24 protein-coding genes are annotated in these 20,001 nt (G+C 68.3%); 8 read left to right on the top strand and 16 right to left on the bottom strand.

The genetic code is table 11. From position 1 onward, the window contains the following. Window positions 1-19: 19 nt before the first annotated feature. The 4 genes from JI739_RS13620 to JI739_RS13605 are packed head-to-tail and all read right to left on the bottom strand — an operon-like array spanning window position 20 to window position 2,585. Window positions 20-433, bottom strand: a complete 414-nt coding sequence (locus JI739_RS13620; protein ID WP_201684457.1) for an ExbD/TolR family protein — start codon at window positions 431-433, stop codon at window positions 20-22. Between the two features lie 3 nt (window positions 434-436). Further along, window positions 437-1,147, bottom strand: coding sequence for a MotA/TolQ/ExbB proton channel family protein (locus JI739_RS13615; protein WP_354003725.1), 711 nt, complete (start codon window positions 1,145-1,147; stop codon window positions 437-439). Window positions 1,148-1,194: 47 nt separating this feature from the next. Continuing rightward, entirely contained in the window at window positions 1,195-2,025 is an 831-nt protein-coding gene (gene dapB / locus JI739_RS13610) for a 4-hydroxy-tetrahydrodipicolinate reductase (protein ID WP_201684456.1), read from the bottom strand. Between the two features lie 11 nt (window positions 2,026-2,036). Continuing rightward, a complete protein-coding gene (locus JI739_RS13605) occupies window positions 2,037-2,585 on the bottom strand; it encodes an outer membrane protein assembly factor BamE (protein WP_201684455.1) in 549 nt (182 codons plus the stop codon). A gap of 70 nt (window positions 2,586-2,655) precedes the next feature. On the opposite strand from JI739_RS13605, the gene fur reads away from it, so the two are divergent. Further along, window positions 2,656-3,090 (top strand): ferric iron uptake transcriptional regulator, encoded by a 435-nt coding sequence (gene fur, locus JI739_RS13600; protein ID WP_201684454.1) that lies wholly within the window; start codon window positions 2,656-2,658, stop codon window positions 3,088-3,090. 40 nt (window positions 3,091-3,130) lie between these two features. Here fur and hprK read toward each other — a convergent pair whose 3' ends face one another. The 5 genes from hprK to JI739_RS13575 all read right to left on the bottom strand — a co-directional run bounded on the left by hprK (window position 3,131) and on the right by JI739_RS13575 (window position 5,652). Further along, a complete protein-coding gene (hprK, locus tag JI739_RS13595) occupies window positions 3,131-4,081 on the bottom strand; it encodes an HPr(Ser) kinase/phosphatase (RefSeq protein ID WP_201684453.1) in 951 nt (316 codons plus the stop codon). 25 nt (window positions 4,082-4,106) lie between these two features. Beyond that, a complete protein-coding gene (locus JI739_RS13590) occupies window positions 4,107-4,574 on the bottom strand; it encodes a PTS sugar transporter subunit IIA (RefSeq protein ID WP_201684452.1) in 468 nt (155 codons plus the stop codon). A gap of 95 nt (window positions 4,575-4,669) precedes the next feature. Further along, window positions 4,670-5,005 (bottom strand): ribosome hibernation-promoting factor, HPF/YfiA family, encoded by a 336-nt coding sequence (gene hpf, locus JI739_RS13585; protein WP_201684451.1) that lies wholly within the window; start codon window positions 5,003-5,005, stop codon window positions 4,670-4,672. Window positions 5,006-5,230: 225 nt separating this feature from the next. Continuing rightward, window positions 5,231-5,431, bottom strand: a complete 201-nt coding sequence (locus tag JI739_RS13580; protein ID WP_201684450.1) for a hypothetical protein — start codon at window positions 5,429-5,431, stop codon at window positions 5,231-5,233. Window positions 5,432-5,460: 29 nt separating this feature from the next. Then, complete coding sequence (locus tag JI739_RS13575) at window positions 5,461-5,652, bottom strand: hypothetical protein (protein WP_201684449.1); 192 nt, start codon at window positions 5,650-5,652, stop codon at window positions 5,461-5,463. A gap of 156 nt (window positions 5,653-5,808) precedes the next feature. On the opposite strand from JI739_RS13575, the gene JI739_RS13570 reads away from it, so the two are divergent. From JI739_RS13570 to corA, 3 genes are all read left to right on the top strand, one after another. Beyond that, window positions 5,809-6,402, top strand: a complete 594-nt coding sequence (locus JI739_RS13570; protein ID WP_201684448.1) for a cysteine hydrolase family protein — start codon at window positions 5,809-5,811, stop codon at window positions 6,400-6,402. Window positions 6,403-6,456: 54 nt separating this feature from the next. Then, window positions 6,457-7,656, top strand: a complete 1,200-nt coding sequence (locus tag JI739_RS13565) for a patatin-like phospholipase family protein (RefSeq protein WP_201684447.1) — start codon at window positions 6,457-6,459, stop codon at window positions 7,654-7,656. Window positions 7,657-7,725: 69 nt separating this feature from the next. Beyond that, complete coding sequence (gene corA / locus JI739_RS13560) at window positions 7,726-8,712, top strand: magnesium/cobalt transporter CorA (RefSeq protein ID WP_201684446.1); 987 nt, start codon at window positions 7,726-7,728, stop codon at window positions 8,710-8,712. On the opposite strand, the gene JI739_RS13555 is transcribed toward corA, so the two are convergent. The 5 genes from JI739_RS13555 to JI739_RS13535 form a co-directional block, all read right to left on the bottom strand. Next, entirely contained in the window at window positions 8,705-9,394 is a 690-nt protein-coding gene (locus JI739_RS13555) for a 5'-methylthioadenosine/adenosylhomocysteine nucleosidase (RefSeq protein ID WP_201684445.1), read from the bottom strand. The genes corA and JI739_RS13555 overlap by 8 nt on opposite strands. 166 nt (window positions 9,395-9,560) lie before the next feature. Next, window positions 9,561-11,228 (bottom strand): long-chain-fatty-acid--CoA ligase, encoded by a 1,668-nt coding sequence (locus JI739_RS13550; protein WP_201684444.1) that lies wholly within the window; start codon window positions 11,226-11,228, stop codon window positions 9,561-9,563. Window positions 11,229-11,362: 134 nt separating this feature from the next. After that, on the bottom strand, window positions 11,363-12,781 hold the full coding sequence (locus tag JI739_RS13545) for an NAD(P)(+) transhydrogenase (Re/Si-specific) subunit beta (protein ID WP_201684443.1): 1,419 nt from the start codon (window positions 12,779-12,781) through the stop codon (window positions 11,363-11,365). Between the two features lie 8 nt (window positions 12,782-12,789). Continuing rightward, window positions 12,790-13,104, bottom strand: a complete 315-nt coding sequence (locus tag JI739_RS13540; protein ID WP_201684442.1) for an NAD(P) transhydrogenase subunit alpha part 2 — start codon at window positions 13,102-13,104, stop codon at window positions 12,790-12,792. After that, complete coding sequence (locus JI739_RS13535; RefSeq protein ID WP_201684441.1) at window positions 13,105-14,223, bottom strand: Re/Si-specific NAD(P)(+) transhydrogenase subunit alpha; 1,119 nt, start codon at window positions 14,221-14,223, stop codon at window positions 13,105-13,107. A 176-nt stretch (window positions 14,224-14,399) separates the two neighbouring features. On the opposite strand from JI739_RS13535, the gene JI739_RS13530 reads away from it, so the two are divergent. The 4 genes from JI739_RS13530 (at window position 14,400) to JI739_RS13515 (ending at window position 18,079) form a co-directional block, all read left to right on the top strand. After that, window positions 14,400-15,122, top strand: a complete 723-nt coding sequence (locus JI739_RS13530) for a hypothetical protein (RefSeq protein WP_201684440.1) — start codon at window positions 14,400-14,402, stop codon at window positions 15,120-15,122. 90 nt (window positions 15,123-15,212) lie between these two features. Then, window positions 15,213-15,707: an NUDIX hydrolase gene (locus JI739_RS13525; protein ID WP_201684439.1), complete on the top strand. Its 495-nt coding sequence runs from the start codon at window positions 15,213-15,215 to the stop codon at window positions 15,705-15,707. A gap of 9 nt (window positions 15,708-15,716) precedes the next feature. Continuing rightward, a complete protein-coding gene (mnmA, locus tag JI739_RS13520) occupies window positions 15,717-16,823 on the top strand; it encodes a tRNA 2-thiouridine(34) synthase MnmA (RefSeq protein ID WP_201684438.1) in 1,107 nt (368 codons plus the stop codon). Window positions 16,824-17,008: 185 nt separating this feature from the next. Then, a complete protein-coding gene (locus tag JI739_RS13515) occupies window positions 17,009-18,079 on the top strand; it encodes a sodium:calcium antiporter (RefSeq protein ID WP_201684437.1) in 1,071 nt (356 codons plus the stop codon). 152 nt (window positions 18,080-18,231) lie between these two features. On the opposite strand, the gene ssb is transcribed toward JI739_RS13515, so the two are convergent. Both ssb and JI739_RS13505 read right to left on the bottom strand, forming a co-directional pair. Further along, on the bottom strand, window positions 18,232-18,765 hold the full coding sequence (gene ssb / locus JI739_RS13510) for a single-stranded DNA-binding protein (protein WP_201684436.1): 534 nt from the start codon (window positions 18,763-18,765) through the stop codon (window positions 18,232-18,234). 27 nt (window positions 18,766-18,792) lie between these two features. After that, on the bottom strand, window positions 18,793-20,001 hold the full coding sequence (locus JI739_RS13505) for an MFS transporter (protein ID WP_201684435.1): 1,209 nt from the start codon (window positions 19,999-20,001) through the stop codon (window positions 18,793-18,795).

Genomic DNA, 20,001 nt, shown 5'->3' with positions numbered 1-20,001 from the left:
CTGCGCCCGGCCCGCTCGCCTACGGGCGCTCGGCGACGAAACCGATGCGATTCAGGCCCGCCTGCTGTGCCGCCCCGATGACCTCCACCACACGGCCGTAGGGCACGCCGCGGTCCGCCCGCAACTGGATCTCGGTGTCGGGGTTGGCCGCCGCCGCCTGCGCCAGCCGCCCGGCCAGTTGCGCGGCATCGACCGGTTGTTCGTCGACGAACAGCCCGCCCTGCGCGTCCAGCGCCACCGTGATCGCGACCGCCGGTTCGGCGGGTTGCGCCGCGTCGGTGCGTGGCAGGTCGAGCCGGATCGACGAGGCCAGCAGCGGTGCGGTGACGATGAAGATCACCAGCAGCACCAGCATGACGTCGACCAGCGGCGTGACATTGATGTCGCTGAAGGGCTTGCTGCCCTGGGCCCGCTCGAGCCGGCCGAAGCTCATGCCTCAGGCACCGACGCTGGCCACGCCAGGTGCGCGCATGCCTTCGGAAGCGCCGAGGTCATCCGCTGCCGAATGCGGCGCCTGGGCCAGCAGCTCGCGCAGGTCGAGGGCGAAGCCTTCCAGGTCGGCTTCGATGCGGGCGATGAGCCGGCCGAAGATGTTGTAGCCCAGCACCGCGGGAATCGCGACCGCGAGTCCGGCCGCGGTCATGACCAGGGCTTCCCCGACCGGGCCTGCGATCTGGTCGATGGTGATCTGGCCCGCGGCGGCGATCCCGGTGAGCGCGTGATAGATGCCCCACACGGTGCCGAGCAGTCCGATGAAGGGGGCCGTCGAGCCGACCGTGGCCAGCAGGACCTGGCCGAACTGCAGCTTGTCCAGCACCCGGTGCAGCGCATCGCGCAGCAGCCGCGTGAGCTGCTGGCTGCGGTCTCCGGCAGCCCCGAGCAGACCGGGCGCCGGAGCCTGGGTGGCCTGCACCAGGGGCAGCACCAGCGACTCGCGATCGAAATGAGGCAGCCGCTGGCAGGCCTCGGCCACCGAGCCGGCCTGCCAGAAGGCAGCGGTGCCGCGCGGCACGTCACGGGCTGCGCGCCGCAGCAGCCACCCCTTCCAGACGATGACGACCCAACTGCCGACGGACATGAACAGCAGCAGGAGCGCGAGCACCTGCGTGAGCGCGTCTCCCTGGCGCAGCAGCTCCCAGACGGCCACTTAGTGCACCGTGGGGCCAAGCCGCGGGGACGGGCAGGCGGACCCGCTCACGGGCGCAGCCCCAGCACGTCGAACATGTCGAACAGGCCGCTGCTGCGTCCGGCGAGGAAGCGCACCGCACGCAAGCTTCCCTGCGCGTAGGTGGCCCGGCTGCTGGAGCGATGCGTGATCTCGATGCGCTCACCGGTGCCGGCGAAGAGCACGGTGTGGTCGCCCACGATGTCGCCCCCGCGGATCGTGGAGAACCCGATCGTGGATGGATCGCGCTCGCCGGTGATGCCCTCGCGGGCGTACACCGCGCACTGCCTGAGGTCACGGCCGACCGCCTCGGCGATCACCTCGCCCATCTTGAGGGCCGTGCCCGACGGGGCGTCGACCTTGTGCCGGTGGTGCGCCTCGATCACTTCGATGTCGTAGCCCGACGCCAGGGCCTGTGCCGCCGTCTCCAGCAGCCTGAGCATGACGTTCACGCCGACGCTCATGTTGGGCGCCATGACGATCGGCACGTCACGCGCCACTTCCGCGATCTGGGCCTTCTGGGCGTCGGAAAAGCCGGTGGTGCCGATCACCGCGCCCACCCCGAGTTCGCGGCAGGCGGCCAGGTGAGCCAGCGTGCCTTCGGGCCGGGTGAAGTCGATCAGGACATCGACATCGGACAGCCCCTCGCGCACATCGGCCGTCACGGGCACGCCGCTCGCGTGCCCGAGGAACGCCGAGGCATCGTTGCCGATGGCCGGGCTGCTGGGCAGGTCGAGCGCGCCAGCCAGGCGGCAATCGTCGGCGGCCCGAATGGCCTCGATCAACATGTGTCCCATGCGGCCCGATGCGCCGGCGACGGCCACGCGATGCACGGAAGGGGTCGGGGCGGAAATCGCCATGGTGTTCTTGTTCAACGGACGGCGCTGGACTCCAGCGGGGGATAACTGGCGCTGGCGGGCGGCTGCACCGGCACGGGCGCGGCGGGTGCTCCGGGCCGCTCGAAGCGTTGCAGCTGGGCCTCGGTGGCCTCGAGGACCGGCACGCGAGCCGTACGGCGACGGGTGTCGATCTGGTCGGCGAACTCCGATTCGGTGGGCAGCTTGTCTGCCTCGAACCGGTCGAGGGCGTCGCCACGGAAATACACGGTCAGGTGGTGCGACTGCTCGGGCCGGCCTTGTCGCCTGAGGGTGAAGACGTAGTCCCAGCGGTCGGCATGGAAGAGGCTGCTTACCAGCGGGGTGCCGAGGATCTCGCGCACCTGCTGGCGCGACATGCCGGGTTTGAGCTGCTCGGCCTGCTCGCGCGAGACGAAGTTGCCTTGCACGATCGGGGGCCGGTGCGGCGTGAGCGAGGACGCCAGACGGCTGGTGGAGGAGTCCAGGGCCCCACAGGCGCTCAGAGCGACACCGGCCAAGACAGCCATGGCGAAGCGGCTCAGGCGAAGGGATGGGGCAGGCATCAGGAGGCTGGCGTTTATGATCGAACCATTGTAGCGGCCGGCCCTCGCTGGCCTTGGCACAGCGCGGCACATGACAAACATCGACGAACTCAAGAGCACGGGACTCAAGGCCACCCTGCCCAGGCTGAAGATCCTCGATGTGTTCCAGAAAGGCGCGCAGCGCCACATGACCGCGGAAGACGTGTTCCGCGTGCTGCTCGAAGAGCGTTCCGACATCGGCCTGGCCACGGTGTACCGCGTGCTCACGCAGTTCGAGCAGGCCGGCATCCTCTCGCGCAGCCACTTCGAAAGTGGCAAGGCGGTTTACGAGCTCAACGAGGGCCAGCACCATGACCACCTGGTGTGCCTGGACTGCGGCCGGGTCGAGGAGTTCTACGACGCGGAGATCGAGAAGCGGCAGCATGCGGTGGCGGCCGCCAAGGGCTTCGAGATCGCAGACCATGCACTGAGCCTGTACGCCCACTGCACCAAGGCCGATTGTCCCCACCGGCCACGCCGGCCCTGAGAAGGCCCAACGCGGGCCCGTCCCTCTGCCGCCCAGGCTCCTACTGGTCGCGCTCCATGGCGCGACGATGGCGCTCGACGAATTCCTGGTAGGTGTCCACCCCGCGCAATTGCAGGATGGTGTTGCGCACCGCCGCTTCCACCAGAACGGCGATGTTGCGGCCCGCGACCACCTGGATGACCGCCTTGCGAATAGGCACCCCCAGCACGTCCTGGGTCAGCGGCTCGTAGGGCAGCCGCTCGTACTCGCGCTCCAGCGTCTCGCGCCGAACCAGGTGCACGATCAGCTTCAGCCGCATCTTGCGGCGCACCGCCGTCTCGCCAAAGATCGCGCGGATGTCGAGCAGGCCAATGCCGCGCACCTCCAGCAGGTTCTGCAGCAGCTCGGGGCAACGGCCCTCGATGGTGGTCTGGTTGATGCGATAGAGGTCCACCGCGTCGTCGGCCACCAGCCCGTTGCCGCGCGAGATCAGCTCGAGGCCCAACTCGCTCTTGCCCAGACCCGACTCACCGGTGATCAGCACGCCCAGTCCGAGGATGTCCATGAACACGCCGTGCATGGACGTGCGCTCGGCGAAATGCTTGGACAGGTAGGCGCGCAGCACGTCGATGACGAAAGCCGACGATTCGGCCGTCGCGAACATCGGGATCTGGGCGCGCTCGCACATGGCGATCAGCGCGTCCGGCGCCACCTGGCCGTCGGCCAGCACCAGCACCGGCGGCTCCAGCGTCACGATGCGGGCGATACGCCGGGCGCAGTCGTCCTGCGTGGCATTGGTCAGATAGGCGATCTCACGCTCGCCGATGATCTGGACCCGGTAGGGATGGATGTAATTCAGGTAGCCGACCAGGTCAGCGCCGGAACGAGCCGCCCGGATGGCCACTTCGTCGAAGCGCCGCTCGGAGGCGCCGAGGCCGGCGATCCACTCCCACCGGAGCTGCCCGCGATGGTCCTCGAACAGGACATCGGCACTGACGACCGTCGGCTTCACGGCGCGGGTGCGGTCACGTTGGCGTTCAGTCCGACTGGGCCGACTGCCAGTTGGCGATCAAGCCATGCAGCTCATCGGCGCTGCCGCTGCTCTTCATCTTCTCGCGCAACGGCGAGTCACTGAGCAGCTCGGCGATTTCGGAAAGGATCTCCAGGTGCTTTTGCGTCGCCGCCTCCGGCACCAGCAGGAAGATCAGGAGATTGACCGGCTGCTCGTCGGGGGCGTCGAAGCCGATCGGCTGTTCCAGCTGGAACAGGGCCGCCATGGGCGACTTCAGGCCCTTGATGCGACCGTGCGGAATGGCGACGCCGTGGCCCAGCCCGGTGGAGCCCAGTCGCTCCCTGGCGAAGAGGCTGTCGGTCACCAGGGCGCGGGAGAGCCCGTGCAGGTTCTCGAACAGCAGCCCGGCTTCCTCAAAGGCCCTCTTCTTGCTGGTGGCATCGACGCTCACGAGCACTTGAGCGACGGGCAGGATGGACGCGAGGCGGTTCATGGGGGAGTGAATTATGCACCCGACCTCGCGCCTGCCCGACCGCAGAGCCAGGACGGGCCCGACGCAAAAAAAGCGCCCTCGGGCGCCTTGGCCAATCAAGCGACCGCGAGTCGCTTGGGCGTACGGTGGTGGTGCTCCTGGACCTTGGACTTGTATCGACCCACCAGGCGGTCGAGCTTGTCGGCCAGCTGGTCCAGGGCCGCGTACAGGTCCTCGTGCGAACTCTCGGCGAACAGGTCGCTGCCTTTCACATGAATGAGGCACTCGGCACGTTGCCGTCGATCCTTCTCGGTCTCGTTCTCGATGACCAGTCGCACGCGAATATCCTCGATCTGATCGAAATGACGAGTGATGCGTTCCAGCTTGGCGAGTACGTAGTTGCGAAGAGCCTGCGTGACTTCAAGATGGTGACCGCTGATCGTCAAGTTCATTGGCGTTCTCCTGTGTTGACTTGCCTGGCAGAGAAAGGGTGGCCTCGAACCCGGGAGTTCGCGCACCCCAGGGCCACTATGCGCCGGTGCCTGCTGAATTTCAATCCGAATGGCGGCGCGTCCTTGGGGGAATAGCCAGGCACTTGACGCAGCGCAAGCCAGCACCTTCACTTCAGAAGCGACAACGCCCTGGACCAGCCAGGGCGTCGCGAAGAATGTGGCGACTCAGCGCCAGCCAGGCGCAGCCACTTTGCGATAAGCGTCCCAATTCGCGGGCTTCGCAAGCTGTTGCCAGCTGCGGGCACGGGGATGCAGCAGCGCCCCCGGGCGCCGATCGAGGTTGGCGTGCTGTTCGGTCCGGTCCACCTGCGGCTTGTCGCGCGGCAGGTCGATCGGGCGGGTGCGCTCGGTGACTTCAAGGGCCATGGGAACTCCGGCTACAACTTGATGCGGGTTCAGCTGCCGCCGTCCTGGCCGCCCGGCTTGGGCGAGTCCGGGGTGGCAGGGCGCTCGGCCAGCTTGCTCAGGAAAGGCCAGGCGTGGCCCGCGCGGGCGCGGGGGGCCGAGGCGCGCTTGGCGGCTTCGGCAGAGGTTGAAGGTCGCCAGCCGGCGCGGCTGGCGTTCGGGTCGGTCGCGAGCTGGATCATGGGATGGGCACTTCGGATGACGATCGGGCCCAATGTAGGGAAGCCGCCTCAGCCGGTATGTCGGACGTTCCGACGCGGCTGTGTAGGAATCTTCCTTCCGCGGAGTGGGCCGCATCCGGCCGGCCGCGGGGGCCACCCACAGGCACGATGCGCGCCATGCCACCTCCTCCACGCTCCGAACACCGCCGCCCGGACACGCCGCAGAGCGATCGCGTGCTGCTGCTGGTCGACTACATCAATCCGCTGGATTTTCCAGGCGCCGAGCGGCTCGCCCCCAGGGCCCGGGCAGCGGCCCAGGCCACGCGGCGGCTCAAGGATCGGCTGGCCGCGCAGGGGGTCCCCGCCGTCTATGCCAACGACAACTACGGCTTCTGGCAGTCCGACTTCCGCACCCTGGTGGCGGACTGCGTCAAGCGCCCTGGCAACGTGGGCGAGATCGCCCGGCTGCTGGAGCCGCAGGACAGCGACATCACCATCTTGAAGCCGCGCCATTCGGCCTTCTTCGGCTCGCCACTGGAGCTGCTGCTGTCCGAGATGGGCGCGCGCCAGCTGGTGATATGCGGGCTGGCCACCGACATGTGCGTGCAGATGACGGCGGCGGACGCCTTCCTGCGGGAGTACCACTGCTGGGTGCCGGCCGACTGCAGTGCCGCCGAGACCGCAGAGGCCGAGGCGGCCAGCACCGCCTACATGAAGTCCATCCTCAAATGCGATGTACGTCCTTCGACTGAAACGAATGGAAACGAGTAGCCTTTTTGCTGGCGCCAGGTCGCCCGCTGCCCTACCATGGCTGCTCAGCCGGCCATGCTCAGCGACGTCCTCCTCCAACCCGACAACCCTGCTCCGACACCACCGGTCCGGGCGCTCGTGCTCATGGGTGGCGGAGCCCGGGCCGCCTACCAGGTGGGCGTGCTGCGGGGGCTGGCGGGCCTGATCGAAGAACGCTTCGGGTACGGCGCACCTTTTCCATTCCAGATCGTGGTGGGCACCTCGGCCGGAGCGATCAACGCCACCGCGTTGGCCATCAACGCCCACCAGGATCTGGCGGCCTTCTATGAACTGGGCGCCCTCTGGTCCGAGTTGGTCAGCGAGGCGGTGTACCGCCTTCCCGACGGCGCCTGGACCGGGGTCTCCCGCCTGGCCACGGCACTGCACCTGTGGGGCCGCGCCCGGCGCGAGGGCGCCATGCTGGACAACCGGCCGCTGCTGGACACGCTCACGCAGCGCTTCTCGCTGGCAGAAATCGACCGCAGCCTGCGATCGGGCCGGCTGCAAGCCTTGGCCGTCACCGCATCGAGCTACAGCACCGGCACGCACTGGACCTTCTGCCACACCGCGGACAACGCGTCGCAGCGGCCCTGGAAAAAGCCGGGCCGGCGCGGCGAGTTCCAGCCCATCACGGTGGATCACCTGCTGGCATCCAGTTCCATTCCCTTCGTGTTTCCACCCGTGCCGCTCGACGTGGACCAGCGCTGCGAGTACTTCGGCGACGGCGCCTTGCGGCAGATCTCGCCCCTGGCGCCGGCCATGCGCTTGGGCGCCAACCAGGTCCTTGTGATCGGCGCCAGCAAGACGCTGCGCAGCGAAGGCTGGACCGTGGACGGCGGGCCGCCCAGCTTTTCGAGCATCGCCGGCCACGCCCTGGCGGGCGTCTTCCACGACACCGTGCGAGCCGACGTGGAGCAGGCGCACCGCGTGAACCGCACGCTGGAGCAACTGCCGCGCGATGTCGCGACCTCCATGAAGTACCGCCCGGTGCAGACCCTCTACCTCGAACCTTCCGAGTCGGTGGACGCCCTCGCGCTGGAGCACCTGAACTCCATGCCCCGCTCCATCCGGCGTGCCCTGGGCGGCCTGCGCCAGGGCGGCTCGCTCGCCAGCTACCTGATGTTCGAAGGTCCGTACGTGCAAGCGCTGATCGAGATGGGAGAGCGCGACGCCCTCGCCAACAGCGTCGGATTGCTCGCATTCTTCGACCACCAGGACGAGCTCGCGCGGGCATAATCCACGCCGCCGCAGGCCGAGCGCCTGCCCATCCCGCGCGCGACTGCCGGCCCCGTCACGGACGCAGCAATGCTCAACATCTTCACGCTCGTCAACGGACGCCTGTTCCAGGAAGAAATCGAATCGCTGGAGGAGCTGTCCCGCTTCCAGCCGATCTGGGTCGACCTCGAATCGCCCACGCCGGAAGAAACGCGCTGGGTCACCGAGTACTACAACCTCTCCATCCCCAAGGACGCCACCTACGAGGACATCGAGGAGTCGGCGCGGTTCTACGAAGAAGACAACGGCGACCTGCATATCCGCAGCGACTTCCTGATCGCCGGCGACGACGAGCCGCGCACGGTGCGGGTGGCTTTCATCCTCAACCTGGTGAACGAATCGGTGCGCAGCAAGGGCGTGCTGTTCTCCATCCACGAGGAAGACGTGCCGGTGTTCCGCCTGCTGCGTATGCGGGCGCGCCGCGCACCGGGCCTGATCGAGGATGCCAAGGAAGTCCTGCTGAGCCTGTTCGACACCGACGCCGAGTACTCGGCCGACACGCTGGAAGGCATCTACGACGAACTCGAACAGGTCAGCAAGCAGGTGCTGGCCGGTGACGTGACGGACGAACGCGCCGGCGAGGTGCTGGGCCGCATCGCGCGCCAGGAAGACCTCAACGGACGCATCCGCCGCAACATGATGGACACCCGCCGCGCGGTGAGCTTCATGATGCGAAGCCGCATGCTTTCGGCCGGCCAGTTCGACGATGCGCGGCAGATCCTGCGCGACATCGAATCGCTGGACAACCACACGGCCTTCCTGTTCGACAAGATCAACTTCCTGATGGACGCCACCGTCGGCTTCATCAACATCAACCAGAACAAGATCATCAAGATCTTCTCGGTCGCCAGCGTGGCGCTGCTGCCGCCCACCTTGATCGCCAGCATCTACGGCATGAACTTCCGCTACATGCCCGAACTCGACTGGGCCGCCGGCTATCCCTTCGCCCTGGCGCTCATGGTGTCCAGCGCCGTGGTGCCCATGTGGTACTTCCGCAAGCGCGGCTGGCTCAAGTAAGCAGCGCCTGCACGATCGCCGCCGTGTGGCGGCTGGCCACCTCGCCCAGGAAGCTCACGAAGTCGCCGAAGGCTTCGTCATCGGCCCGGTCCGAGATGGTCCGCACCGCGGCGAAGCCGATGCCATGGTCCTCGCACACCTGCGCCATGGCCGCGCCTTCCATCTCCACCGCCAGCGCATCGGGCAGGTCCTGCTGCAATTCCAGGGCTTCGGCGGCGGTGTCGACGAAGCGGTCACCGCTGACCACCAGGCCCTGGTGCAGCGCCGTGCCGGGCAGCGCACGCCACACCGCCTCGGCCAGGCGGTCGCTCAGCGCCGCATCGGTGGCGAACTCCGCCTTGCCGTACCGCGGCACCTCATAGCGCGGGAACAGCGGGCTCACGTCCAGGTCGTGCTGCAGGAAGCTGCGCGCCACCACCACGTCGCCCCGCTTCACCTGCGGCGCCAGCCCGCCGGCCACGCCGGTGAACACGATCTGGCGCACGCCGTAGCGCTGGGCCAGCACGGCGGCCGTCGTGGCCGCGGCCACCTTGCCGATGCCCGAGAGCACGGCCACCACCGGATGCCCGTGCAGCTCGCCGCGCCAGAAGTCGCGGCCAGCCACCTGCTCGCGCTGTTCGTGCGGCATGAGCGCCAGCACCGCGGAAAGCTCTTCGTGCATGGCGGAAACGATGGCGATCATGGGCACGTTCTCCTGAGGTTCACCCGTCCATCTTCGCACCGAATAAAACTAGCTTGCGAGGCCGTCGGGACGCGACAGGTCCCTCCAGCAGCAACCGCGGAACCGGCTTGGCCGGGCCGCTGGTTGCGCCCCCCTCGGGGGGAGGCGCCGCAAGGCGCTCGGGGGGTTACCTCAGTTCCCGGCGCAGCACCTTGCCCACCGGCGTCTTGGGCAGGTCGGGCCTGAACTCGATCAGCTGCGGCCGCTTGTACCCCGTGAGCCGCTCTCGGCAGTACTCACGCACCTGGTGCTCGTCAAGCGCGGGGTCGCGCTTGACCACCACCAGCTTCACGGCCTCGCCACTGCGTTCATCGGGCACGCCGACGGCTGCGCACTCGAGCACGCCGGGCATGCTGCCGACCACGTCTTCGATTTCGTTGGGGTACACGTTGAAACCGGACACGAGGATCATGTCCTTCTTGCGGTCGACGATGCGGAAATAACCCTGCTCGTCCATGGTGCCGATGTCACCGCTGCGGAAAAAGCCGTCGGGCGTCATGACCTTGGCCGTTTCGTCGGGACGCTGCCAGTAGCCGGGCATGACCTGCGGCCCCTTGATCGCGATCTCGCCGGGCTGCCCCACCGGCACCTCGTCGCCCGCGTCGTCGATGCAGCGCATCCAGGTGGACGGCAGCGGCAGGCCGATGCTGCCGCTGAAGTCGCGGCGCGTCACTAGATTGCAGCTCACCGACGGCGAGGTTTCCGACAGGCCATAGCCCTCGGTGATCGGGCAGCCGGTGCGCTCCAGCCAGCGCTTGGCCACCGCGCTCTGCACCGCCATTCCTCCGCCGATCGAGACCTTCAGGTGGGACCAGTCCACCTTGGCGAAGTCGGGGTGATTGAGGATGGCGTTGAACAAGGTGCTCACGGCCGGGAAGCTGTGGAAGACCTGCCCTGACAACGCCTTGAGCAGGGCCGCGCAATCCCGTGGGTTGGGAATCAGGATCAGGCGCGAGCCCGTGCGCATGCACAGCAGCAGTCCCACCGTGAAAGCGAAGATGTGATAGAGCGGCAGGGCGCAGACCGTGGTGGACGCTTCGCCCTGCGGCACCTTGCGCATCACCGGATCGTTCCAGGCCTCGGACTGCAAGGTGTTGGCGATGAGGTTGCGGTGCAGCAGCACCGCGCCTTTGGCGACGCCGGTGGTGCCGCCGGTGTACTGCAGCACGGCCACGTCGTCGGGGCCGAGCACCGGACGCTTGAACGGTTGCCGGGCGCCGCGCGCCAACGCCTGGTTGAAACGCACGGCGCCGGCCAGTTCGAACGCCGGCACCAGCTTGCGCACCCGCCGCACGACGTGGTTGACCACCGCGCCCTTGAGGACGCCGAGCCGATCGCCCATCGCCGCCAACACCACGTGGCGGACCTGCGTTCGGGCGATGCAAGCCTGCAGCGTGGCGCCGAAGTTCTCCAGCACGATGATGGCCTTGGCGCCCGAGTCGGCCAGCTGGTGCTCGAGCTCACGCCAGGTGTAGAGGGGGTTGACGTTCACCACCACCAGGCCGGCGCGCAGCACCGCCGCCACGGCGACCGGGTACTGGGGGACGTTGGGCATCATCAGGGCCACCCGGTCGCCGCGCTCCAGGCCCAGCGCCTGCAGGTAGCCGGCCAGCGCCTGGCTCTGGACGTCGACCTCGCCGAACCGGTAGCTCTTGCCCATGAAGACGTAGGCGGGGCGGTCGGCGTGCTTGCGGAAGCTCTCCTCCATCAGCTCCACGAGCGACGCGTAGGCCGAGGGATCGATGTCGGCCGGCATTCCCGGTGGATAGGCGTCTAGCCAGGGGCGCTCTGTCATGGTGTGTCCTCCAATTCGGCGAGGCCCGAAAGCACGGGCTGCCAAATTGTTAGCGAGCACAGCAGTCCCGCCGGCACCTGTTTTCCCTAGCAGGACACGGGGCCCTGGTGCCACTGCCAGGGTTTGCCGGCCGTCTACTCGACCGCCTTGACCATGTCCTCGACCACCTTCTTGGCGTCGCCGAACACCATCATGGTCTTGTCCATGTAGAACAGCTCGTTGTCCAGGCCGGCGTAGCCCGCGGCCATGGAGCGCTTGTTCACGATGATGGTCTTGGCCTTGTAGGCCTCGAGGATGGGCATTCCGTAGATGGAGGTGCCCTTTTGCAGCGCCGCCGGGTTCACCACGTCGTTGGCGCCCAGCACGATGGCCACGTCGACCTGGCCGAACTCGCCGTTGATGTCCTCCATCTCGAACACCTGGTCGTAGGGCACCTCGGCCTCGGCCAGCAGCACGTTCATGTGGCCGGGCATGCGGCCGGCCACGGGGTGGATGGCGTACTTCACCGTGATGCCCTTGTGCGTGAGCTTCTCGGCCAGCTCCTTCACGGCGTGCTGCGCCCGCGCCACCGCCAGGCCGTAGCCGGGCACGATCACCACCGTCTCCGCGTTGCCCAGGATGAACGCCGCGTCGTCGGCGCTGCCGCTCTTGACGCTGCGCTGCACCGCATCCCCCGCCGCCGCGGCCGCGGTGTCACCGCCGAAGCCGCCCAGGATCACGTTGAAGAACGACCGGTTCATCGCCTTGCACATGATGTAGGACAGGATGGCGCCGGACGACCCCACCAGCGAGCCGGCGATGATCAGCATGCTGTTGTTCAGCGAGAAGCCGATGCCTGCCGCCGCCCAGCCCGAGTACGAGTTGAGCATCGACACCACCACCGGCATGTCGGCCCCGCCGATCGGGATGATGATCAGCACGCCCAGCACGAAAGACAGCAGCAGCATCAGGTAGAACGCCGGCCAGTTTTCAGTGGCCATGAAGAACAGGCCCAGGACCACGGTCGCCACGCCGAGCGCCAGGTTCAGCATGTGCTGCCCCGCGAACACCACCGGTGCGCCCCTGAACAGCCGGAACTTGTAGCGTCCGGAGAGCTTGCCGAAGGCGATCACCGAACCCGAGAAGGTGATGGCGCCGATGGCCGCGCCCAGGAACAGCTCGAGCCGGTTGCCCGCCGGGATCTCGCCCACGGCGCGGGCGATGCCGAAGGCCTGCGGCTCGGTGACGGCCGCCACCGCGATGAACACCGCCGCCAGGCCGATCATGCTGTGCATGAAGGCGACCAGCTCGGGCATCTTGGTCATCTCGACGCGGAAGGCCATCACGGCCCCCACGGAGCCGCCGACCAGCAGCCCCAGCAGCACCCAGCCCAGGCCTGCTCCCATGCCGCCGGTCAGGCCGACGATGAGGGCCGCGGTGGTGACGATGGCGATGGCCATGCCGGCCATGCCGAACAGGTTGCCGCGGATCGAGGTGGTGGGATGCGACAAGCCCTTGAGGGCCTGGATGAAGCACACCGACGCCACCAGGTACAGCAGCGTCACGAGGTTCATGCTGAGAATCATTTGGCCCCCTCCCCCGGTTGCTTGCGCTCCTTCTTCCTGAACATCTCCAGCATGCGGCGCGTGACCAGGAAGCCGCCGAAGACGTTGACCGCGGCCAGTGCCACGGCCAGCACGCCCATGGTCTTGGCCCAGCCGCCGACGGTGAGCGCCGCCGCCAGCATGGCCCCGACGATCACGATGGCCGAGATCGCATTGGTCACCGCCATCAGCGGCGTATGCAGCGCAGGGGTGACGTTCCAGACCACGTGGTAGCCGACGTAGACCGCCAGCACGAAGATGATCAGGTTGATGACGGTGGGTGAGATGTCCATTTACTTCTTGCTCCGCAACTGGCCGTTCTGCGCCACCAGGCACGCGGCCACGATGTCGTCCTCGAGGTTGATGTCCAGCGTGCCCTCCTTGGTGAGCACCAGCTTCAGGAAGTCGAGCACGTTGCGCGCATACAGCGCCGAGGCATCGGCGGCCACCAGGGCCGGCAGGTTGGTCTCGCCCACCAGGGTGACGTTGTGCCGCGCCACGGTCTGGCCCGGCACGGTCAGCGGACAGTTGCCGCCCTGGGCCGCCGCCAGGTCGACGATGACCGAGCCCGGCTTCATGGCCTGCACCATCTCCTCGGTCACCAGCACCGGCGCGGGCCGGCCGGGAATGAGGGCGGTGGTGATCACGATGTCGGCCGCGGCCACCCGCTTGGCCACCTCCTGCTTCTGGCGGTCCAGCCAGCTTGGCGGCATGGGCCGGGCATACCCGCCCACGCCTTCGGCCGCTTCCTTCTCCTCGGCGGTTTCGTAGGGCACGTCGATGAACCTGGCGCCCAGCGACTCGACCTGTTCCTTGACGCTGGGGCGCACGTCGGAGGCCTCGATCACCGCGCCCAGGCGCTTGGCGGTGGCGATGGCCTGCAGGCCGGCCACGCCGACTCCGAGGATCACCACGCGCGCGGCCTTCACCGTGCCGGCGGCGGTCATGAGCATGGGGAAAAAGCGCTGGTAGGCGTTGGCGGCGATCATCACGGCCTTGTAGCCCGCGATGTTGGCCTGCGAGGAGAGCACGTCCATGCTCTGCGCGCGGGTGGTGCGGGGCGCGGCCTCGAGCGCGAACGCGGTGACGCCGGTGGCGGCGAGTCGCTGCAGGCCTTCGGTGTCGAACGGGTTGAGCATGCCGACCACGGCTGCCCCGGGCCGCAGCGCGGCGAGTTCGGCACCCTGCGGCGGCCGCACCTTGAGCACCAGGTCGCAAGCCAGGGCGCTCGCCTGATCCACGATCTCGGCACCGGCTGCGCGCAAGGCCTCGTCGGGGACGCTGGCCGCCAGGCCGGCCGCCGAAGCCACCTTGAGCACGTGGCCCTGGGCCACCAGTTTCTTCGCCGTCTCGGGCGTGACAGCCACACGGGTTTCACCCGCCGTGGTTTCGGCGGGTACACCGATCTGCATGAAGGCTCTCCTCGGAATTCTGAAGGGGACCGGAATCGTGTCGGGGCGCAACAGGAGCTTACATGAAGCGCTCATCCGCCCCGGGCGCAGGCGCCGCGCTGGCGCAGACGGGTCCTACAAGGACCCGAGGCGGCGTCCGACATTGCTGAGCATGGCCCAGACCAAAAACTGCCGCGATGGCACGACTGGCACACCTCTCCCAAAGCGCTGGCGGCGCGCGCGCGAACAACGTCAGCTACCTCGGTGCGGCGCGTTGTCGCCGCAAATTCGAGCTCTATTACCCCGACGGTTTCAGCGACGAGGCGTACCTGATCGCCGAGCGATCGCACCGCGAACGTGCCCACATGGAGTGGCAGGCCGAACTCGGCCCGGACGCCTTTCGCAAGCTGCTCGCCCGTGGCGAATACCGGCAGATCGCCGACACCGCCCTGCGCATCGAGTCGCGCACCAACCTGCTGTTCTCGTTCGAGAAGATGGCGCTGCGCGACGCGCTGCGCCCGGCCGCCGGGGCCCGGCTCTTCGCGCACGAGCTGTACGCCTTCCTGTGGGGCCGCGGCCCGGCGCAGCGCCGCTTCGACGACTGGCTGCAGGCCGTGACCGAGCTGCCGCGCACCCGTGGGCGCGTGCTCACGTGGCCGGTGGTCACCGCCTTCGGCTTCATCGCCCGGCCCGACCGGCACCTGTTCCTGAAACCGCGCGTCACGCGCAAGGCCTCGCACGCCTACGGCTTCGACCTGGCCTACCAACCCGCGCCCTCGTGGCGGGTGTACGAGTCGCTGCTGACTTTCGCGGCCATCATCCGCCGCGACCTCGAGCGCCGCCCCGGGCTGCGGGCGCGCGACATGATCGACGTGCAGTCGTTCATCTGGGTGCAGGGGGCGAATGAATACGAGGCTTGACCCCCCGAAGCGCCTGCGGCGCCTCCCCCCGGCCGGGCGCCACCGGCGACCTGGCTGTGACGCGGACAGGGATCCTTATCATCGCGCCGCATGAGCGACAGCCGTTGGAAACCCAGTGTCACCGTGGCGGCCATCATCGAGCGTGATGGCCGTTTCCTGTTGATCGAAGAAGAGACGGTCGAAGGGCTCAGGCTCAACAACCCGGCTGGGCACCTGGAGCCGGGCGAGCCGCCCGAAGACGGGTGCGCGCGCGAGGCGCTGGAGGAGACGGGGCACGTCTTCGAGCCCACGGCGCTGGTGGGCGTGTACCTGTCGCGGTTCCAGCGCGCCAGCACCGACGAGGACGTGACCTACCTGCGCTTTGCCTACTGCGGCGCGCTGGGACCGCACGATCCACGGCGCCCGCTCGACCTGGGCATCGTGCGCACGCTGTGGATGACGCCCGATGAAGTCCGCGCCAGCGTGGAGCGTCACCGCAGTCCGCTGGTGCTGCGCTGCATGGAGGACTACCTGGCGGGCGTGCGGCATCCGCTGGCCCTCATCCATACCGACCCCAGCGTGGTGGACTTGCAGCGGCCGGGATAATCCGGCCCCATGGTTTCAAGACAGCGGGTGGTGGTGGGCCTGAGCGGCGGTGTCGATTCCGCGGTGTCGGCCTGGCTGCTGAAGGCGCAGGGCCACGAGGTGGTCGGCATCTTCATGAAGAACTGGGAAGACGACGACGACACGGGCTACTGCTCGTCGAACGAGGATTTCGTCGACGCCGCCAGCGTGGCCGACGTGCTGGGGATCGAGATCGAGCACGTCAATTTCGCGGCCGAGTACAAGGACCGGGTCTTCGCCGAGTTCCTGCGCGAATACCAGGCCGGCCGCACCCCCAATCCCGACGTGCTGTGCAACGCCGAGATCAAGTTCAAGGCCTTCCTGGACCATGCCATGCGCCTGGGGGCCGGCAAGATCGCCACCGGCCACTACGCGCGGGTGCGTGAGCGCGATGGCCGCTTCGAGTTGCTCAAAGGGCTGGATCCGTCCAAGGACCAGAGCTATTTCCTGCACCGCCTGAACCAGCAGCAGCTGTCGAAGACGCTGTTCCCGGTGGGCGAGCTGCACAAGTCCGAGGTGCGGCGGCTGGCGGCGGAGATCGGCCTGCCCAACGCGAAGAAGAAGGATTCGACCGGCATCTGCTTCATCGGCGAGCGGCCCTTCCGCGAGTTCCTCGGCCGCTACCTGCACAAGGAGCCCGGGCCCATCAAGGACGAGCGCGGCCGCACCATCGGCCAGCACCAGGGGCTGAGCTTCTACACGCTGGGCCAGCGGCAGGGCCTGGGCATCGGCGGCATCCGCGAGCGCGGCGCGCAAAAGGGCGGCGGCGAGCACGCACCCTGGTTCGTCGCGCGCAAGGACGTGCAGAAGAATGTGCTGTGGGTGGTGCAGGGGCACGACCATCCGTGGCTGCTGTCGCAACAGTTGAAGGCCGCGGACGCGAGTTGGATCGCCGGCACCCCGCCGGTGCCGGGCGCCTACGCGGCCAAGACGCGCTACCGGCAGCAGGATGCGGCTTGCACGCTTTCGGGCGCCGAAGATGGCCACCTCAGCCTGGCGTTCGGCGAGCCGCAGTGGGCCGTCACGCCGGGACAGTCGGCGGTGCTTTACGACGGTGAGGTCTGCCTGGGTGGGGGCGTGATCGACAGCAGCGGATGAGCAGGGGGCTGCGCGCTGATTGCGTAGGCCAAGACGCCGTCGAGGCCCGCGCGAGCCTGCTGCTACGCGGCGGACGTTCGGCCGCTGAAGTCAGGGTAACAAGCCCACCGAACTGAAAGCGAACCCACACGACCGAGCCGGAGCACGAGAGCATCGCGAGCGACCCCACCTGGGACGCTTTCTGCATGGGTATCCTCCTCGATTTCCAGGGCCAACCCCTCTGGCTCAACGCCTCTGTATTCGCCGTCGCGGCCGTCATCGTGTGGATCGCCGGGACACGAGTCGCGCACTACGCGGACGCGCTGGCCACGGCCACCGGCGTCGGGCACGCCGCCGTGGGACTGGTGCTGCTGGCGGGCATCACCTCGCTGCCGGAGGTGGCGGTCTCGCTGAGTTCGGCGGTCACCGACAGTCCGTCGCTGGCGGTGAACAACCTGTTGGGCAGCATCGCCTTGCAGATCGCGCTCCTGGCGGTGGCGGATGCGGTCTTCGGAAAAGACGCGCTGACCGTGGTCGCTGGCTCCTCGGTCGTGCTGCTGCAGGTGGTGATGAACATCCTCCTGCTGACCTTGCTGGCGGTAGCGCTCATGGTGGGCGACGTGGCCTTCCTGGGTGCAGGTGCATGGTCCTGGTCGCTGCTGGGGCTCTATGTGTTCGCGATCTGGAAGATCTCGCATTCACAGGACCGCCACGCCTGGGTCGCCAACATGTCCGAAGGCCAGCGGCGGCGGCGCGAGGAACGACGCAAGTGGCGCGATCAGCAAGCGTCGGCATCGGCCGAAGAATCGGTGAAGTCACTCACCTGGAAACTGGCGCTCGGCGGACTCGCGATCCTCGTGGCCGGCTACGTCTTGAGCCGCACGGGCGACGCCCTCGCACGCCAGACCGGCCTGGGCCAGAGCTTCGTGGGCGCCGTGCTAGTGGCGATTTCCACCTCGCTGCCCGAGCTCAGCTCGGTCCTGGCTGCGGTCAAACTGCGCCGGCTGGAGATGGCGATCTCGGACATCTTCGGCACCAACCTGTTCAACGTGGGACTGGTGTTCGTGGTGGACATCGCCTGGCGGGGCGGGCCGGTGATCAACGAGTTGGGCAGGTTCTCCCAGTTCGCCAGCTTGCTCGGGGCTTTGCTGGCTGCCATCTACATGGGGGGACTGATCGAGCGACAGGACCGCACGGTGCTGCGCATGGGCACAGACTCGGCGGCGGTGCTGGTGGCCTACGTCGCGGGGCTGTACTTCCTGTATCAGCTGCGCTGACACCTGGCACAAGCCCGCGCCCTGTGCGCCAGCCGCAGCGCGACCGGTGCCCATCGGGGTCAGGCCCGTCGCACCCGCCAGTCATGGAATCCAAGGAAAGAAAAGCTCGAACCCCAGGGGCACAAGCCTTCCATCAACATGCAATGAAGGCTTTAGAAAGGGATGTCGTCGTCCATGTCGCTGAAGTCCTGCGCCGGCTTGGACGCAGGGGCCGGGCGCTGGGGAGCACCGCCACCGCCGGCCGGGCGCGATGCCGGCGCGGCCGCCCGGCGCTGCGGGGCACCGCCGCCACCGCCGCCGCCACCCGCGAACTCGTCGTCGCCGCCACCCCCACCGCCACCGCCCATGCCCTCGCGGCCGCCGAGCAGCTGCAACTCGGTGGCGATGATGTCCACCGTGTTGCGCTCGACCCCGTCCTGGCCGGTGTACTTGCCGTACTTCAGGCGGCCTTCCACGTAGATGGGACGGCCCTTCTTGACGTACTCGCCGGCGATCTCGGCCAGGCGGTCATAGAAGGTGACGCGGTGCCACTGGGTGTCTTCCACCGTCTCGCCGCTGGTCTTGTCCTTGCGGCGGCTGGAGGTGGCCACGCTGACGTTGGCGACGGCCTGCCCGGAGGGCAGGTAGCGGATTTCGGGATCGCGGCCGCAATTGCCGACGAGGATGACTTTGTTGACGGATGCCATGAGGTTCCTCCGGAATGATCCGGGCGATTATGTGGCCTGCGCTTCGTCGGCCAGCGTCTGCTCGGCCGTCGGCGCGGCGACCGGCGCGCGCATGTGCCAGGCGACCGCCAGCCACAGCAGCATGAAGGCGGCGCAGGCGCCAAAAACGCCATGCACGCCCGCGTGCTTGGCCAGCCAGCCGCCGGCCGCGCCGCCGGCGAAGAAGCCGATGGACTGCAGGGTGTTGTAGACGCCCAGCGCCGCCCCGCGAACCTGCGCGCGCGCGAGGCGCGAGGCCATGCTGGGCTGGCTGGCTTCCAGCACGTTGAAGCCGCAGAAAAACAGGAAGAGCAGCACGGCCAGCTCGACCACGCCCGGCTGGCCCGCCACCAGCAGGAAGCCCAGCTGCACCAGCGTGATCAGCGCCACCGCACCCAGGAAGACCGCCCGCAGGTAGCCGCGCCGCTCCAGGGGGAAGAGCACCGCCGCCATGACGACGAAGGATGCCAGCACGGCAGGGAGGTACACACGCCAGTGGTGCTCGGCGGCCAGCCCGGCGGCGACCAGCAGGCCCGGCACGGCCACCCACATGGCCAGCTGCACCGCATGCAGCACGAACACGCCCACGTCCAGGCGCAGCAGGTGAGGGTGCCGCAGCACCTCCATGAGCCCGCCGCGTGCCACGGCGCGGTGCTGCTCCGGCTCGGGCGGGGTCCACCAGCGGATGATGGCCATGCAGCCCAGCGCCAGCACCCCGGTGAGGGCGAACAGGCCAGACAGCCCGACCAGGCCGGCCAGCACCGGCGCCGCCACCAGCGACAGCGCGAACATCAGCCCGATGCTGGCGCCCACCAGGGCCATGGACTTGGTGCGCACTTCGTCCCGGGTCTGGTCGGCCAGCAGCGCGGTGACGGCGGCCGACACGGCCCCGGCGCCCTGCAGCGAGCGCCCGACGATGAGCCAGAACAAGCTGCCGGCGGCCGCGGCGATGAAGCTGCCGATGGCGAACACCAGCAGTCCCGCGATGATGGTGCGCTTGCGGCCGAATCGATCGGACGCCATGCCGAAGGGGATCTGCAGCAGGCCCTGGGTCAGGCCGTAAATGCCCATGGCCAGGCCGATCATCGCGGGGTCGTCGCCGCCCGGGTAGCGCGCGGCCTCCAGGGCGAAGACCGGCAGCACCAGGAACAGCCCCAGCATGCGGGCGGCGAACACCGACGCCAGGGAACCGCTGGCCCGCCGCTCGAGCGCGGTCAT

Source organism: Ramlibacter aurantiacus, from assembly GCF_016722895.1.
GTDB lineage: Bacteria > Pseudomonadota > Gammaproteobacteria > Burkholderiales > Burkholderiaceae_C > Ramlibacter > Ramlibacter aurantiacus.
The sequence above is the reverse complement of the archived record's forward strand: the minus strand, read 5'-3'. Positions and strand labels throughout refer to the sequence as shown.

Excerpts from the sequence above, each read along its gene's own strand:
- JI739_RS13620 (WP_201684457.1), bottom strand. The coding sequence starts at position 433 with ATGAGCTTCGGCCGGCTCGAGCGGGCCCAGGGCAGCAAGCCCTTCAGC.
- dapB (WP_201684456.1), bottom strand. The coding sequence starts at position 2,025 with ATGGCGATTTCCGCCCCGACCCCTTCCGTGCATCGCGTGGCCGTCGCC.
- JI739_RS13605 (WP_201684455.1), bottom strand. The coding sequence starts at position 2,585 with ATGCCTGCCCCATCCCTTCGCCTGAGCCGCTTCGCCATGGCTGTCTTG.
- fur (WP_201684454.1), top strand. The coding sequence starts at position 2,656 with ATGACAAACATCGACGAACTCAAGAGCACGGGACTCAAGGCCACCCTG.
- JI739_RS13590 (WP_201684452.1), bottom strand. The coding sequence starts at position 4,574 with ATGAACCGCCTCGCGTCCATCCTGCCCGTCGCTCAAGTGCTCGTGAGC.
- hpf (WP_201684451.1), bottom strand. The coding sequence starts at position 5,005 with ATGAACTTGACGATCAGCGGTCACCATCTTGAAGTCACGCAGGCTCTT.
- JI739_RS13580 (WP_201684450.1), bottom strand. The coding sequence starts at position 5,431 with ATGGCCCTTGAAGTCACCGAGCGCACCCGCCCGATCGACCTGCCGCGC.
- JI739_RS13575 (WP_201684449.1), bottom strand. The coding sequence starts at position 5,652 with ATGATCCAGCTCGCGACCGACCCGAACGCCAGCCGCGCCGGCTGGCGA.
- JI739_RS13570 (WP_201684448.1), top strand. The coding sequence starts at position 5,809 with ATGCCACCTCCTCCACGCTCCGAACACCGCCGCCCGGACACGCCGCAG.
- JI739_RS13565 (WP_201684447.1), top strand. The coding sequence starts at position 6,457 with ATGCTCAGCGACGTCCTCCTCCAACCCGACAACCCTGCTCCGACACCA.
- corA (WP_201684446.1), top strand. The coding sequence starts at position 7,726 with ATGCTCAACATCTTCACGCTCGTCAACGGACGCCTGTTCCAGGAAGAA.
- JI739_RS13555 (WP_201684445.1), bottom strand. The coding sequence starts at position 9,394 with ATGATCGCCATCGTTTCCGCCATGCACGAAGAGCTTTCCGCGGTGCTG.
- JI739_RS13550 (WP_201684444.1), bottom strand. The coding sequence starts at position 11,228 with ATGACAGAGCGCCCCTGGCTAGACGCCTATCCACCGGGAATGCCGGCC.
- JI739_RS13545 (WP_201684443.1), bottom strand. The coding sequence starts at position 12,781 with ATGAACCTCGTGACGCTGCTGTACCTGGTGGCGTCGGTGTGCTTCATC.
- JI739_RS13540 (WP_201684442.1), bottom strand. The coding sequence starts at position 13,104 with ATGGACATCTCACCCACCGTCATCAACCTGATCATCTTCGTGCTGGCG.
- JI739_RS13535 (WP_201684441.1), bottom strand. The coding sequence starts at position 14,223 with ATGCAGATCGGTGTACCCGCCGAAACCACGGCGGGTGAAACCCGTGTG.
- JI739_RS13530 (WP_201684440.1), top strand. The coding sequence starts at position 14,400 with ATGGCACGACTGGCACACCTCTCCCAAAGCGCTGGCGGCGCGCGCGCG.
- JI739_RS13525 (WP_201684439.1), top strand. The coding sequence starts at position 15,213 with ATGAGCGACAGCCGTTGGAAACCCAGTGTCACCGTGGCGGCCATCATC.
- mnmA (WP_201684438.1), top strand. The coding sequence starts at position 15,717 with ATGGTTTCAAGACAGCGGGTGGTGGTGGGCCTGAGCGGCGGTGTCGAT.
- JI739_RS13515 (WP_201684437.1), top strand. The coding sequence starts at position 17,009 with ATGGGTATCCTCCTCGATTTCCAGGGCCAACCCCTCTGGCTCAACGCC.
- ssb (WP_201684436.1), bottom strand. The coding sequence starts at position 18,765 with ATGGCATCCGTCAACAAAGTCATCCTCGTCGGCAATTGCGGCCGCGAT.
- JI739_RS13505 (WP_201684435.1), bottom strand. The coding sequence starts at position 20,001 with ATGACCGCGCTCGAGCGGCGGGCCAGCGGTTCCCTGGCGTCGGTGTTC.